Origin of the sequence: Clostridium mucosae (assembly GCF_024622765.1) — a bacterium.
Lineage (GTDB): Bacteria > Bacillota > Clostridia > Clostridiales > Clostridiaceae > Clostridium.
Window position 1 is genome coordinate 77,912 of the sequence record NZ_JANKAF010000010.1, and the last position, 14,841, is coordinate 92,752.

Below are 14,841 nucleotides of genomic sequence, written 5' to 3' on the forward strand. Positions count from 1 at the left end.
GTGGGGGCAAAATCCAGGTCAGCTAGCTTTATAAAAAATAGCCATTAGTGTTTGCTAATGGCTATTTTTTATGTATATAAGAGTATAAAAATTTAAAAAATTTTCAAAATTAAAATATATAAAACAAGGAGTAAACAGAAGATTTATTGAGTAAAATAAAGTGAATTTTCTGCCAATTAATCATATTACTCTTGATTGAGAAGGTTTGTAAGTAGTATAATATAATCATAAAACAAATAATTTTAACACTACTGAGTAAGGTTTAAGCTTATAGAGAGGGGATGAACTTATATGAGAGTTTCAGTAATAGCAAAAAATACTACAGCAACACCAGCGTTAAAAGAAATGGTTGAGAAAAAGCTTTCCAAGGTAAAAAGATATTTTGATCCAGAGGTAGAAGCAAAGACTACTTTATCAGTGCAAAAAAATAAACAAAAGGTAGAAATAACAATACCATTTAATGGAATAGTTTTAAGAGCTGAAGAATCAACTGAGGATATGTACAAATCAATTGATTTAGTAGTTGCAAAGCTAGAAAGACAAATTAGAAAACAAAGAACGAAATTATCTAGAAGAAACCATGAGTCATTAAGATTCCCACAATTAGATGAAGTTGCTTTAAGTGACGAAGTTGCAGAAGCAAATGGAGAAGTTGTTAAAGTTAAAAAATTTGGAGTTAAGCCTATGTCTATTGAAGAAGCAGTACTTCAAATGGAGTTAGTAGGACATAATTTCTTTGTATATCAAGATTCAGAAGCAAATAAGATATGCGTTGTATATAAGAGAAAAGATGGAGATTATGGATTATTAGAACCAGATTATATTTAAAATTTTACGAATAGTATTTTTAATTAATAAAAGGAAGTGCAATGCACTTCCTTTTTAGTTATAATGTTATTAAAAGTAACATATTTATTGAATTAATTATTAGTAAAATGGTATAATTTATAAATGAAATTCAATAAATAAAATTTGATAAATAAAATACATGAAATTTGATAAATAAAATACATGTACATGATTAAACTAATTAATAAAATAAAACGATTGGAAGGAAAGTTATAATGGGATTTTTGGAAAAGTTATTTGGGTCATATAGTGAAAGAGAAGTTAAAAAACTACAAAAAATTGCAGATAGAATAGAAGCCTTAGATCAAACTATGCAAAGCTTATCAGATGATGAGCTTAAGGCAAAAACAGATGAATTTAAGAAAAGATTAGAAAATGGTGAAACTCTTGATGATATATTACCAGAAGCTTTTGCAGTTTGTAGAGAAGCTGCGTGGAGAGTTTTAGGTATGAAACATTATAGAGTCCAACTTATAGGTGGTATGGTTCTTCATCAAGGAAGAATTGCAGAAATGAAGACTGGTGAAGGTAAGACTTTAGTTGCAACATTGCCGTTATATTTAAATGCATTAACTGGAGAAGGAGTACATCTAGTAACAGTTAATGATTACCTAGCATCAAGAGACGTTGAATGGATGGGTAAATTATATAATTTCCTAGGATTAAGTACAGGATGTATAGTTCATGGGTTAACATCTGAGCAAAGAAGAGAAGCGTATGCTGCAGATATAACATATGGAACTAATAATGAGTTCGGTTTTGATTACTTAAGAGATAATATGGTAATTTATAAAGAAGAAAAAGTTCAAAGAAAACTAAACTTTGCAGTTGTAGATGAAGTTGACTCAATACTTATCGACGAAGCTAGAACACCACTTATTATTTCAGGAGCTGGAGAAAAATCAACTAAATTCTATAATGTTGCGGATAATTTTGTTAAGCAATTATTAGCTGAGACAGATTACACAATTGATGAAAAAGCTAATTCTGTAATGTTAACTGATTCAGGTGTAGAAAAAGCTGAAAGAGCATTTGGAATAGATAACTATGCAGATGCAGATCATTTAGAATTACAACACTATATAACTCAAGCATTAAAAGCAAACTATGGAATGAAGATAGATAAGGACTACATGGTAAAGGACGGTCAAGTAATAATAGTTGACGAATTTACTGGTAGACTTATGGAAGGTAGAAGATATTCAGATGGACTTCATCAAGCTATTGAAGCTAAGGAAGGCGTTAAAATAGAAAGAGAGTCAAAAACTCTTGCTACAATAACATTCCAAAACTATTTTAGAATGTATAATAAGTTATCAGGTATGACAGGTACAGCATTAACAGAAGAAAATGAATTTAGAGAAATCTACGCATTAGACGTTATAGTTGTTCCAACAAATAGACCTATTGCAAGAGTAGATAAAAGTGATTTAATCTATAAAAATACTAAAGGAAAGTATAATGCTATTATAGAAGAGATAATAGAATCTAATAAGAAAGGTCAACCAGTTCTAGTTGGTACAGTAAGTATAGAAAAATCAGAGTACTTATCTTCTTTACTAAAGAAAAGAGGAGTTAAGCACAAGGTACTTAATGCTAAATACCATGAACAAGAAGCTGAAATAATATCTCATGCTGGTGAGTTAGGTAGTGTTACTATTGCTACTAATATGGCTGGTAGAGGAACAGATATTAAGCTTGGAGAAGGCGTTAAAGAAGTTGGTGGACTAAAGATAATAGGTACAGAGAGACATGAATCAAGAAGAATAGATAACCAATTAAGAGGTAGATCTGGTCGTCAAGGAGATTCAGGAGAATCAGTATTCTATATTTCTTTGGAAGATGATTTAATGAGAATATTTGGATCAGAAAAGATTCAAGGATTGATGGATAAGTTAGGCTTAGAAGAAGATGAAGCTATTGATCATAAAATGGTAAGTAAAGCTATAGAAAATGCACAAAAGAAGGTTGAAGGTAATAACTTTGACATAAGAAAGAACCTTATCGGTTATGATGATGTTATGAATATGCAAAGAGAAGTTATTTATAAGCAAAGATCTGAAGTTTTAGAAGGTAAAGACTTAAGAGAGCAAATTAATGGAATGGTAAATGAAATAGTATCTGATGCGGTTAAAGCTCATTTAGATGGTTCAAATGAAAATATTGAAGAAGAAATAGGAAAGCTAATTCAATATTTAGAGGATATTTGCTTACCTCATGGAGTAGTTAAGGTTGAAGATTTAGCAGAATTATCTAATGATGAAATAATTAGTAAAGTGTTAGATATATTAATGAAAGTTTATCATGAAAAAGAAGAAGAATTTGGTGAAGAACACTTTAGAGAAGTTGAAAGAGTAATACTTCTTAGAGTAGTAGACCAAAAGTGGATGGATCATATAGATAACATGGATCACTTAAAACAAGGTATAGGGCTAAGAGCGTATAAGCAATTAGATCCAATACAAGCATACCAAATGGAAGGTAGTGCTATGTTTGAAGAAATGATAAATGGAATAAAGATAGATACAGTTAAATTCTTATTCCATATTCAAGTTCAAAAACCTGTTGAAAGAGAAAGAGTAGCAGAAGAGACAACAGCAAGCCATGGTGGAGACGATTCAGATGTAAAGAAGCAACCAGTTAAAAATGAACCTAAAGTAGGCAGAAATGATTTGTGTCCATGTGGAAGTGGTAAGAAGTATAAAAACTGTTGTGGAAGAGAAGTATAAAGAAGTGCCCTTTGGGCACTTTTTTAAAGCTAATAAGTTAATTTGAGTAAATTTAAAAAAGATAGGGTGATTATATGATAATTAAGTTAGAATCAGAATTAGCTAAGCTTAATGATATAAAGAAAGTTATAAAAGAAATGGGGGCTTCTCTTTGACAAAGAAGCACTTGAAAAGCAATTAAAAGAATTAGAACTTCAAATGCAAGAAAGTGGATTTTGGGAAGATATAAAAAGAGCAGAAGAAGTTACAAAAGAAAGCAAAAGAGTTAAAGATAAGATAGATCGATATGAATCATTAGTATCGAGAGTTGAAGATGTTGAGATACTATCAGAATTAATAGATGAAGAAGATGAAGAGTCTATAAATGAAGTTATAAGAGAGATAAGGTCTATAGAGAAAGATGTAGAGGAGTATAGAATAGAACTACTTTTATCAGGAGAGTATGATAGAAACGATGCTATATTAACCTTACATGCTGGAGTAGGTGGAAGTGATGCAAATGATTGGACTGAAATGCTACTTAGAATGTACACAAGATGGTGTGAAAAAAGAGGATTCAAGGTAGAAACTCTTGATTATTTAGAAGGTGATGAAGCTGGAATAAAGAGTGTAACATTAAAGGTAAAGGGTGAATTTGCATATGGATACTTAAAAGCTGAAAAGGGAGTTCATAGATTAGTAAGAATATCCCCTTTTAATGCAAATGGTAAAAGGCAAACTTCATTTGCATCAGTTGAAGTACTTCCAGAATTAACAAAAGACCAAGACATTGACATAAAAAGTGAAGATTTAAAAATAGATACTTATAGGGCAAGTGGAGCCGGTGGTCAACACGTAAATAAAACTGAATCAGCAATAAGAATAACACATATACCAACTGGAATAGTTGTTCAATGTCAAAGTGAAAGAAGTCAGTTTTCCAATAAAGATACAGCAATGGCTATGCTTAAATCTAAACTTATAGAGTTAAAAGAAAGAGCTCATAAAGAAAAAATAGAAGATTTAACAGGCGAATTAAAAGACATGGGATGGGGCAGTCAGATAAGATCATATGTGTTCCACCCATATAACATGGTTAAGGATCATAGAACTGGAGAAGAAACAGCTAACTTAAATTCAGTTATGAACGGAGAAATAGATAATTTTATTACGGCGTACTTAAAAAATAACAACTAAAAAATTTAACAAAAATAAAGTGGGATTTATATATATCCCCTTTACTTTTAATATAGAATTAAAAAAGTAGTTACTTTATAATTTAAAGAAGTAACTACTTTTTATAATTTTAAAGAAGTAACTACTTTTATTAACTTATTTTTTTCTTTCTTATATAAGATATAAATGGTGCTGAAACTAAGAAGCCAAATATTATTGCAAATATAAATAATGAAGTTTTACCATGGAAAAATAAGGTGAGTGTTCCATAGCAAGATTCGTTTATCTTATCTTCTATAACGCTATATGCACTATTTATTGCACCAATACTTATATGATCAACAGTATCATTAGGTGTGTGAATCTTAGTCATATCACTATGACAAAAGCTTAAAGCATCTATACCTAAATTGTTAAAGCTAGCATGATCACTTGAATCTTCATAAACAACATTAGTATCTACATTATTCTTTTTAGAAATCTTTTCAACAGATTTAAGAAGTTCAGAATCCTTATCTTTATAAGAAGCTCCAAGCATTAAAGTAAGAGGATAATTATCACTACCTATCATATCAAAATTAATAACCTCAGAATCTTTTAGCTTTTCAAGATTATTTTCTGCAAAACTTTTAGAACCAAGTAATCCAAACTCTTCAGCATTTAAAGCTGCAAAAATTATATCTCTTTTAGGTGTTCCAAAGCTTGCAAGAGACCTTTGTAGCTCTAATAAAAATGCTGTTCCAGATGCATTATCTAAGGCACCGTAATAAGTGTTTTTAAGACCATCTTGACCTAAGTGATCATAATGAGCAGTTAAAACAAGAGGCGGAAGATTACTAGAAGATCCTTTTAATACACCAACTATGTTTACAAGTTCTTTTTCACAAGTTGAAAATGGTAAATTAACTGAAACAGTTAACCCAGATCTTACAGAATCTAATATTTTGTTATAAGTATCAGTAGTTATTAAAACAATCATATCATAAGGGAAATTACTCATAAATGAGCTTCTAAATGAAAAATCATTATTAGGAGCTACGTAAAATAAACAATTTCCTTCATCTGTTACAACTTCTATTGACGTTGTATAGATATTTACTTTATCATCTTCAGAAAAACTTAAACTATTAATCTTGAAGTTAATCATATCTTCTTTATAGTCAACGCCGTATTTTAAAGTTTCAACTACTTCGTCATCTAATGATATTTTAAGATAGGGAGAGCTATTATTATTTATTGGACAGAGTGTTTTAAAGCTCTCTTTATAACTTTCATTAAGTGGAACTAATTTGTTATCCTCAAAGTTTTTTCTAATTATTTCTCCAATAAGTAAATTACCGTCACTACCAGCTAGTCTACCACCATAAGTTTCAGAAGAAAATACCGCAATATTTTCTTTTACATTATTAGCGTCAAAAGGCGAATATGTAAAATTAAAAAATATAGAAATAGATAAAAATACTATGCTAGTAACTAGCGATACAGAATAAAACAATTTTCTTTTCATAAAATATACCTCAAATAATAGTTATACTTAATACTATTACTTGAGGCATGAGATTATGAAAAAAATAAAAATAAGGATATTACTTTAGGCTTTTTTATAAACTAGTTCTATAAATCCATAAATTAGGGAACAAAGAATACATATATAAATCAGGATATTTATTTGGTTTGAAACTATTGAAAAAACGCCGCCAACTATTGATGAAAATAATATTATGCAATTTATAAACTTAGATAGCCCAGATTTATTTACGATTATTTCTTTTGTGGATGAAATAAGTATAAGTATTAATGTTAAGAAATATAATACATACTTTAAAGTAGTTGAGAATTCAATAACATAATACTCGTTTAGTATAATAAATACTATAAAAAAGATAAGAAGGATACTTATTATTTTATTAATTATCATTATAAATTTATTCATACAACCACCCATTTGTAAAAATTTTACAATTATATTATAAACTTAATTTTACATAATATCAACATTGTACTTAAAGTAAATATTAAATATTTATTTTATATATTCTATAAAATAAATTATATGGTACATAAAAGTATGATATTGTATTATAATATCATTATGTAAATTTTGGAGAAAAATTTTTATTATAGCTTAGGAGGACTTTATGGTAGATATTGTTGAAAGATTGTCATCAGAATTAGGGATAAGTATAACTCAAGTAAATAATGTAATATCATTGCTTGATGATGGAAATACTGTTCCTTTTATTTCAAGATATAGAAAAGAACAAACTGGTGCTTTAAGTGATGAAGTATTAAGAAAATTTCAAGAGAGACTTATATATCTTAGAAATTTAAAAGAAAGAAAAGAGGATGTTTTAAGACTTATAGATGAACAGGGAAAACTAAATGATGATATAGTAAAAGCCTTAGAAGCTTCAAAGACTCTAACTGAGGTGGAAGATATATATAGACCTTATAAACAAAAGAAGAGAACAAGAGCAACTATGGCATTAGAAAGGGGATTAAAGCCACTTGCAGATAGTATATCAAATGGTGAGTTTAATGCTGATTTAAATAGTGAAGCACTTAGATTCGTTGATGAAGAAAAAGGAGTTAATAGTAAAGAAGATGCAATTAATGGAGCTTTAGATATAATAGCAGAAGAAATATCTGATGAAGCAAAATATAGAAAGTGGATAAGAGAATTAGTATTCAAAGAAGGAAAGATACAATCAACAGGTGAAAGTGATGAACATACACCGTTTGAAATGTACTATGATTATAGTGAAGAAATTGCTAAGATACCACCGCATAGAATTTTAGCTATAAATAGAGGAGAAAAGGAGAAGGTATTATCAGTAAAAATAGCAGTAAATGAAGATAAAATAATAAGTTATTTAGAAAATGAAATATTAAGAAATAATAACATTACTGATGAGTACTTAAAATTAGCAATAAGAGACTCTTTAAAAAGGTTAATATATCCATCTATAGAAAGAGAAGTTAGAAGCGAGCTTACCAATATAGGTGAAGAAGGTGCTATAAAAATCTTTAAGGAAAATTTAAAAGCATTATTAATGCAACCACCTATAAAGGGAAAAGTAGTTATGGGATATGATCCTGGATTTAGAACAGGATGTAAGATAGCTATATTAGACAATACTGGAAGGTTTTTAGATAAGTCAACAGTATATCCGACAGCTCCACAAAACAAAATTAAGGAAACTAAAGACATACTAAAGGATTTAATTAAGAAGTATAATGTAGAAGTAATTTCATTAGGAAATGGAACTGCTTCAAGAGAATCAGAAGAAGTAGTATCTGAAATAATATCAGAAATAAAAAAGGAAACAGGAAAAGAAATAGCATATGTTATAGTTTCAGAGTCAGGTGCGTCTGTTTATTCAGCATCAGAGCTTGCTACTAAGGAATATCCAGATTTAGATGTTACAGTGAGAGGAGCAATATCTATAGGAAGAAGATTACAAGATCCTATGGCTGAGCTAGTTAAGATTGATCCTAAAGCTTTAGGGGTTGGCCAATATCAGCATGATGTTACACCTAAAAGACTTGACGAATCATTAAAGGGTGTTGTTGAAGATTCTGTTAATAAAGTTGGAGTAGATTTAAATACTGCAACACCATCATTACTTACTTATGTTGCTGGTATAAATTCAAGTATAGCAAATAATATAGTAAGTTATAGAGATGAAACTGGTGGATTTAAAAATAGAAAAGAGTTATTAAAGGTAAAAAGACTTGGACAAAAAGCTTATGAGCAATGTGCAGGGTTCTTAAGAGTTATGGAAAGTGATGAACCTTTAGACAACACATCAGTTCATCCAGAATCTTATGAAGCTGCCAGAAATTTAATTCAATTATTAGGATATACAAAAGAAGACTTAAAAGAAAATAAGCTTAAAGATATAGATGAAAGAGTAAAAGATAAAGGGATAGCTAATATTTCTAAAGAGTTAGAAATTGGTGAACTTACTTTATCAGATATAATAAAAGAGCTTAAAAAACCAGGGCGTGATCCAAGAGAAGAGATGCCAAAGCCTATTTTAAAGACTGGAGTAATTGATTTAAAAGATTTATCAGAAGGCATGATACTTATGGGAACAGTAAGAAATGTATCAGACTTTGGAGCCTTTGTTGATATTGGAGTCCATCAAGATGGTCTTGTTCATAAAAGCCAAATGGCTAATAGATTTGTAAAACATCCATTAGACGTTGTTAAAGTCGGCGATATAGTAAAAGTTAAAATATTAGAAGTAGACAGCAAGAGAAATAGAATATCACTATCAATGAAAGACATTACTGAATAATATATAACAATTGTTAAAAAAGATACTTGCAAAAAGGCATAGTAAGTCATATAATATGAGTATAAATAAATTATCTTCAGGGCGGGGCGTGATTCCCCACCGGCGGTATAGCCCGCGAGCTAAGTTTTAGCATGATTCGGTGAAACTCCGAGGCCGACAGTATAGTCTGGATGAAAGAAGGTAAGTGGTTAGATATTGCTTGATATTTATTTTAAGCACATCTTATTTCTTATGGATTTTGAGCCCTGATGTATTTTAATATATCAGGGCTTTTTTAGTTGTTAATATGTATTTAATTAAGAGAAGATGGGCAAATTAATAAAGCGAATTGTTAAATTAATATCATTTAAATGATATGATCTAACCCATTGCCCCAGTGGATAGACTTTTGGGAGGAGAAATAATGAATAGTCAACAAAACAGAAACCTAAACAAATTTATTAAAATTTCACTTTTAGGTGCAATAGCAGTAGTGCTTATGTACTTTGATTTTCCAATACCGTTTTTACCATTTCCATGGCTTAAAATTGATTTAAGTGATATTCCAGCACTTATGGGAGCATTTGCTTTTGGGCCTATGGCAGGTATTGCTGTAGAATTGATAAAGAATTTATTAATTCTAATAGTTAAGGGAACATCAACGTATTTTGTTGGAGAACTTGCTAATTTTATAGTAGGGGTATCTCTGGTAGCTCCAGCAGCATGGGTTTATCATAGAAATAAAAGTAGAAAAAATGCATTACTTGGAATGGCATTAGGAACATTATCAATAGAAGTTATAGGAATACTAGCAAATGTTTATTTATTATTACCTGCATTTGGAATGAATATGGTAAAAGATGAACTGATTCAATATGTTACTATAGGATTATTACCTTTTAATGGAATAAAGGCTATATTAGTATGTGGGATAACATACGTATTATATAAAAGAGTTTCTTCATCTATTTTTAAAGTAGATTCAAATTTAGATAATTCTAGAAAAAGTAAATTAAATTCAATATAAAATAATAAAGCTAACTATTATATTTTTAATAGTTAGCTTTATTATTTTATATTAGCGCTCTTTTTTAAGTATTTATTTTGATACATTTTATTATCAATGCAATTGAAAAAATCATATATGTTATCAAAATCATTAGAATAAATACAGTATGCAAAACTAAATTTAATAGTATATTTACTATGAGAATTATGAGATTCAATTAAAGAGTTTAATAAATTTAACTTAGTTTCAATCTTTTGTTCAGAGGTATTTTCTAAAATAATTATAAATTCATCGCCACCCATTCTAATAATTTTAGATTTTTTTCCAAAGGATTTATTTAATATAAGAACAAAATCCTTAAGAACATCATCACCAGCTTGATGTCCATAAGTATCATTTATAGATTTAAAGTCATCTAAATCTATATTTAGAGCACCTAGTTCAGATAGGTTGATATTAAATGTATTTACTTTAGAAATAAAGCTATTAAAATAATTTCTGTTAAAAGCTTCAGTTAAAGGGTCGGTTTCTAATAATTCTTGTTGAACTAAAATATAAGTAAATACAAGAATAGTTGTGATACTAGCCCAAAGGAATAGGCATTGGGGTATTAATAACTGTATTGCAAATGCCAATATTGGCAAAATATAAAGTATATGTAAGAACTTGATGTTATCTCTAGAGATATTATTCCTTTCTTTTATTAAAATTAAATAACTATTTATATAATAAAAGGCACAAGTTATTAATGGTGTTATAAAAAAGTTTTCATGTTGATATAAATTTGAATTACTAATAGAGAAAATTATATCGTACTTTAAATTTATAATAAGTAATATAGTATTTATTACTAGAGGGATTTCAAAATAACTTATTTTTGTTTTAGGTATAAAGATTTTTTTACTCATCCAAATAGATAAATATTTATTCCACATATATAGTGGAATTGGTGAAGTTATAAATAATAGAGTATTAATTAGTTTATTAACAAATATAAATTTAAAATTTAATATATTTATACTTACGAAAATCTTTAAAATTTCTAAAACTAGTATTACAGAAATCAAAGAACATATATTTACGAATAGTTTATTAGATAATTTTTTCATATCGAGCTTTACATAACTATGAAAAATAAGCATAAGTAATGTAAAAAGGCTCATTATATTAACTTGAGTTTGTATAATCTTATCCATTTTTATTCCTTCCGATATATAGATATAATAATTACTTATAGTATATGTATGAAGGACTCTATATATTGATAAAATTATTCTAAGAATCCCAACCATATAAAACTAGTTGAAACAGTAATTAAATATGATATAATGTAAATCAGTTATGTATGAAATTAGAGAAAAATTCACTTATAATAATATAAAAATTAAAATAAATATTACGAAGTAAGAATAATATATGATCTTTTTAAAGGAATTAGCTCAACTTTAAATTTTATTTGGGCAGTTTCTTTTTTTATATAATTATAAAATGTTTCTACATATTAAGAAAATAAATTTGATTCAAAAAAGATTCAATAAAAAATAAGGAGAGGTGATTAAATGAGAACACAAGAATTACTTGCAAAAGAACCAATAGGAAAATTATTATTAAAGTATTCTGTACCAGCTATAATAGGAATGATTGTAAATGCATTATATAACGTAGTTGATAGAATTTTTATAGGGAATATACCAGGGGTAGGGTCTTTAGCTATTACTGGTGTTGGTGTAACAATGCCTATTACAACTATTATACTTGGATTTGCTATGCTTATTGGAGTAGGTGCTACAACAACTATTTCTATAAAACTTGGGCAAGGAAAGAAAGAAGAAGCAGCTAAAGTAATTGGGAATGCAATAACATTATCAGTTATTTTAGCGTTAATAATAACTGTTGTAGGACTAGTTTTTGGAGATATAATTTTAATCAAGTTTGGTGCTAGTGATGAAACTTTATATTATGCCAAAGCTTACATATATATAATTTTATTAGGAACAGTATTTAATATGGTTGCATTTACTCTAAACAATACTATAAGGGGAGATGGAAATCCTAAACTAGCAGCAACTATTATGGTAATTGGATGCATAACTAATATAATTTTAGATGCAGTATTTATATTTACATTTAATATGGGAATACAAGGTGCAGCAGTGGCTACAATAATATCTCAATTTGCAACAGCAGTTATAGGTTTAGGGTATTATATTAGTGGAAGGTCTAATTTAAGATTTGTTAAATCAAGTCTGAAGTTAGATAAACAAATAACTTTAAAAATATTGGCAATTGGAGCAGCACCATTTGCTATGCAAATAGCAGCAAGTTTAGTTCAAGTTATTGCTAATAATGTTCTTAAAGCATATGGAACTGATTTAGCTATAGGTGCTATGGCAACTATATCGTCTGTAAGTTTAATGTGTTTAATGCCTATCTTTGGAATAAATCAAGGAGCACAGCCTATAATTGGGTTTAATTATGGGGCAAAACAAGTAGAAAGAGCTCAAAAGGCATTTAAACTTTCAGCGACAGTAGCTACACTAATATTAGTAATTGCATTTATTGGAGTTCAAGCATTCCCGGAAGCTATAATAGGAGTATTCAATAAGGATCCTAAGTTTATGGATATATCAGTTAAGGGAATGAGAATATATCTACTTATGCTTCCAATAGTGGGAATATCAATAACTGGTTCAAATTACATACAATCCATAGGAGAAGCTAAAACTGCAATGTTTTTAAGTTTACTTAGACAGGTAATTTTATTGGTTCCTTTTATAATTATTCTTCCAAGAACGTTTGGATTAGGCTTAGATGGAGTGTGGATTGCCCAACCAGTAAGTGATGTATTATCAACTGTAATAACGATTTTTATATTAGTAAAAAGTATGAAAGTTAAAGAAGAAGTTGAAGAAGAATTGCTTGGAGAAGTAAATTAATAAGAAACAGGTATAAACAGTAAAGTTTATACCTGTTTCTTATTATAAAAGTAAGTCATTAAAATTGCATCTTCCTTATTATCTTCATAATATCCTTTTCTAAGACCATTTTCTATAAAAGAAAATTTCTTGTATAGATTTTGAGCAGAAATATTTGAAACTCTAACCTCTAGGTTTACTAGTGAACAATTTAAATCTTCACAAAGATCTATTAAACAAGAAAGTAGTTTACTTCCAATTCCAAGCTTTCTATAGTTTGGATGGACAGCTATATTCGTTATATCAGCTTCGCCGACAACTATCCAAACTCCAACAAATCCAACTATTAAATTTGTTTCTATATCTTTTGCAACTATGTACTTTGCCAAAGGATTATTTAATTCACCAGTAATAGAACTTTTGCTCCAAGGAGTAGAAAAACATAAATTTGTAATATCTAAGACACCATCAACATCATTTTCATTCATCAAGTTATAGCTTATTTTCATTTTCTAATGCTAACCTTTTTTCTAATTCTCTTTGTGCTTGAGGTTTTTTTAGATAAAAAGGAGACGAGTTTAATTCATCAGACTCATTATTTAATAATAATTTTATACCTAAATCTCCTAATGATGATGCTCTTATTATGCTAAGGTGATTAGGTGCAAAGTAGGCATTAGGGAGATTGTTTGACAAATATTCTTTATGCTTAGTTAAGCCGTCTCCAGTAAATATTACTTTTTCACCTTTTTCCTTTAGAATTTCGATTAATTCATCTAAATCAAATGCCGAATAATCCGTTAATTTTTCTAAGTTACCGTTATTATTTTTATATAGACATGTATAAACGCTGTCTCTTAAAGCATCCATTATAGGGCAAATAATACCATCAAAATTTATAAGGGAATATGCAAGGGCATCCAAGCTTGAAATGCTAATATAGGGCTTGTTTGAACCAAAGCTTAAACCTTTAACTGTAGACATGCCTATTCTTAGTCCAGTAAATGATCCAGGGCCTTTTGATACGATAAATCCGTCTATATCATCAATTGATAGATTAGAATCTTTTAATAATTTATCGATCATGTCCATTATTAATGTAGAGTGTTCCATTTTATTATTTAATGTATATTCTGCTATTAAGTTATTTTCATCTAAAAGAGCTGCTGTTGCTACTTTAGAGGCTGAATCTATACTTAAAACTATCATAAGACTAACTCCTTTATATAATTATATTTTTCTCCATATGGAGTAATAGAAATTTTTCTGAAGTTTTCACCTCTTGATAAGTCCTTTTCTATTAATATATGTAAGTACTCTTTAGGTAAAATCTCTTCTATGTAATTTGCCCATTCAATTATAGAAACACCATCAGAAAATATATAATCATCAAATCCTATGGCATAAATTTCATCAGGATCACTTACTCTATAAACATCAAAGTGGTATAATTTTAATCTTCCTGAATCATATTCATTTACAATAGTAAATGTTGGACTCGTTATATGATCATCAATATCTAAACCTTTAGCTATTCCTTTAGTTATATGAGTTTTTCCTGTTCCTAAATCGCCAGTTAAGCAAACTATATCACCAGGGTTTAGTAATTTACCTATGGAAAAACCAATTTTTGTTGTTTCTTCAATATCATTAACATAAAAATGCATAAATAGACTCCTTTCTAAATATTCTATATTCATATATTCTATCCAAAATACGAAAAAAAAGAAAGATAAAATAATATACATAATATGGCAAATTTGGTTTATGTGTAGTAAAATAATAATATAATTGGAATTGTAATTAAGATGTAATAGAATTGTAATTTTTATTTATCAATGATAATATATTATGAAAGTATATAAGTTGTAATAAAGATTTAAAATTTAATTAAACTATAA

The 14,841-nt window shown here is 28.4% G+C and carries 12 protein-coding genes and 1 riboswitch; of the genes, 7 read left to right on the forward strand and 5 right to left on the reverse strand.

Annotated elements, in window-relative coordinates:
* The first annotated feature begins 291 nt into the window (after positions 1–291).
* The 3 genes from hpf (at position 292) to prfB (ending at position 4,754) form a co-directional block, all read left to right on the forward strand.
* Positions 292–828 carry a ribosome hibernation-promoting factor, HPF/YfiA family gene (gene hpf, locus NSA50_RS12095; RefSeq protein WP_195262744.1) on the forward strand — a complete coding sequence of 179 codons (537 nt, stop codon included), beginning with the start codon at positions 292–294 and terminating at the stop codon, positions 826–828.
* A gap of 236 nt (positions 829–1,064) precedes the next feature.
* On the forward strand, positions 1,065–3,578 hold the full coding sequence (gene secA, locus NSA50_RS12100) for a preprotein translocase subunit SecA (RefSeq protein WP_195262743.1): 2,514 nt from the start codon (positions 1,065–1,067) through the stop codon (positions 3,576–3,578).
* Between the two features lie 74 nt (positions 3,579–3,652).
* Positions 3,653–4,754, forward strand: a protein-coding gene (gene prfB / locus NSA50_RS12105; RefSeq protein WP_195262742.1) for a peptide chain release factor 2 whose coding sequence is annotated in 2 segments (ribosomal slippage) — positions 3,653–3,730 and positions 3,732–4,754 — 1,101 coding nt in all. Because the reading frame shifts where the segments join, the coding sequence is not laid out codon by codon here.
* Between the two features lie 130 nt (positions 4,755–4,884).
* On the opposite strand, the gene NSA50_RS12110 is transcribed toward prfB, so the two are convergent.
* Entirely contained in the window at positions 4,885–6,240 is a 1,356-nt protein-coding gene (locus NSA50_RS12110) for a M28 family metallopeptidase (protein WP_257445378.1), read from the reverse strand.
* 214 nt (positions 6,241–6,454) lie between these two features.
* On the opposite strand from NSA50_RS12110, the gene NSA50_RS12115 reads away from it, so the two are divergent.
* The 3 genes from NSA50_RS12115 (at position 6,455) to NSA50_RS12125 (ending at position 10,043) form a co-directional block, all read left to right on the forward strand.
* Positions 6,455–6,583: a hypothetical protein gene (locus NSA50_RS12115; protein WP_257445379.1), complete on the forward strand. Its 129-nt coding sequence runs from the start codon at positions 6,455–6,457 to the stop codon at positions 6,581–6,583.
* Positions 6,584–6,871: 288 nt separating this feature from the next.
* Positions 6,872–9,037, forward strand: coding sequence for a Tex family protein (locus tag NSA50_RS12120; RefSeq protein ID WP_257445381.1), 2,166 nt, complete (start codon positions 6,872–6,874; stop codon positions 9,035–9,037).
* A gap of 68 nt (positions 9,038–9,105) precedes the next feature.
* Positions 9,106–9,223: riboswitch (FMN riboswitch) on the forward strand.
* A 217-nt stretch (positions 9,224–9,440) separates the two neighbouring features.
* Positions 9,441–10,043, forward strand: coding sequence for an ECF transporter S component (locus NSA50_RS12125; protein WP_195262739.1), 603 nt, complete (start codon positions 9,441–9,443; stop codon positions 10,041–10,043).
* 41 nt (positions 10,044–10,084) lie between these two features.
* On the opposite strand, the gene NSA50_RS12130 is transcribed toward NSA50_RS12125, so the two are convergent.
* Positions 10,085–11,221, reverse strand: a complete 1,137-nt coding sequence (locus tag NSA50_RS12130; protein WP_257445383.1) for a GGDEF domain-containing protein — start codon at positions 11,219–11,221, stop codon at positions 10,085–10,087.
* 363 nt (positions 11,222–11,584) lie between these two features.
* On the opposite strand from NSA50_RS12130, the gene NSA50_RS12135 reads away from it, so the two are divergent.
* Complete coding sequence (locus tag NSA50_RS12135) at positions 11,585–12,961, forward strand: MATE family efflux transporter (RefSeq protein WP_257445385.1); 1,377 nt, start codon at positions 11,585–11,587, stop codon at positions 12,959–12,961.
* Positions 12,962–12,987: 26 nt separating this feature from the next.
* Here NSA50_RS12135 and rimI read toward each other — a convergent pair whose 3' ends face one another.
* The 3 genes from rimI to tsaE are packed head-to-tail and all read right to left on the reverse strand — an operon-like array spanning position 12,988 to position 14,607.
* Positions 12,988–13,449, reverse strand: a complete 462-nt coding sequence (gene rimI, locus NSA50_RS12140; RefSeq protein ID WP_257445387.1) for a ribosomal protein S18-alanine N-acetyltransferase — start codon at positions 13,447–13,449, stop codon at positions 12,988–12,990.
* Entirely contained in the window at positions 13,433–14,149 is a 717-nt protein-coding gene (tsaB, locus tag NSA50_RS12145; protein ID WP_257445389.1) for a tRNA (adenosine(37)-N6)-threonylcarbamoyltransferase complex dimerization subunit type 1 TsaB, read from the reverse strand. Before tsaB ends, rimI begins: the two co-directional genes overlap by 17 nt.
* A complete protein-coding gene (tsaE, locus tag NSA50_RS12150) occupies positions 14,146–14,607 on the reverse strand; it encodes a tRNA (adenosine(37)-N6)-threonylcarbamoyltransferase complex ATPase subunit type 1 TsaE (protein ID WP_195262734.1) in 462 nt (153 codons plus the stop codon). The genes tsaB and tsaE overlap by 4 nt, the downstream gene beginning before the upstream one ends.
* Between the last annotated feature and the right edge of the window lie 234 nt (positions 14,608–14,841).

Bases quoted from the DNA above. Each gene is read 5' to 3' on its own strand.
- NSA50_RS12110 (WP_257445378.1), bottom strand. From the start codon at position 6,240: ATGAAAAGAAAATTGTTTTATTCTGTATCGCTAGTTACTAGCATAGTA.
- tsaB (WP_257445389.1), bottom strand. From the start codon at position 14,149: ATGATAGTTTTAAGTATAGATTCAGCCTCTAAAGTAGCAACAGCAGCT.
- tsaE (WP_195262734.1), bottom strand. From the start codon at position 14,607: ATGCATTTTTATGTTAATGATATTGAAGAAACAACAAAAATTGGTTTT.
- NSA50_RS12130 (WP_257445383.1), bottom strand. From the start codon at position 11,221: ATGGATAAGATTATACAAACTCAAGTTAATATAATGAGCCTTTTTACA.
- rimI (WP_257445387.1), bottom strand. From the start codon at position 13,449: ATGAAAATAAGCTATAACTTGATGAATGAAAATGATGTTGATGGTGTC.
- hpf (WP_195262744.1), top strand. From the start codon at position 292: ATGAGAGTTTCAGTAATAGCAAAAAATACTACAGCAACACCAGCGTTA.
- NSA50_RS12120 (WP_257445381.1), top strand. From the start codon at position 6,872: ATGGTAGATATTGTTGAAAGATTGTCATCAGAATTAGGGATAAGTATA.
- NSA50_RS12135 (WP_257445385.1), top strand. From the start codon at position 11,585: ATGAGAACACAAGAATTACTTGCAAAAGAACCAATAGGAAAATTATTA.
- NSA50_RS12125 (WP_195262739.1), top strand. From the start codon at position 9,441: ATGAATAGTCAACAAAACAGAAACCTAAACAAATTTATTAAAATTTCA.
- secA (WP_195262743.1), top strand. From the start codon at position 1,065: ATGGGATTTTTGGAAAAGTTATTTGGGTCATATAGTGAAAGAGAAGTT.
- NSA50_RS12115 (WP_257445379.1), top strand. From the start codon at position 6,455: ATGCAATTTATAAACTTAGATAGCCCAGATTTATTTACGATTATTTCT.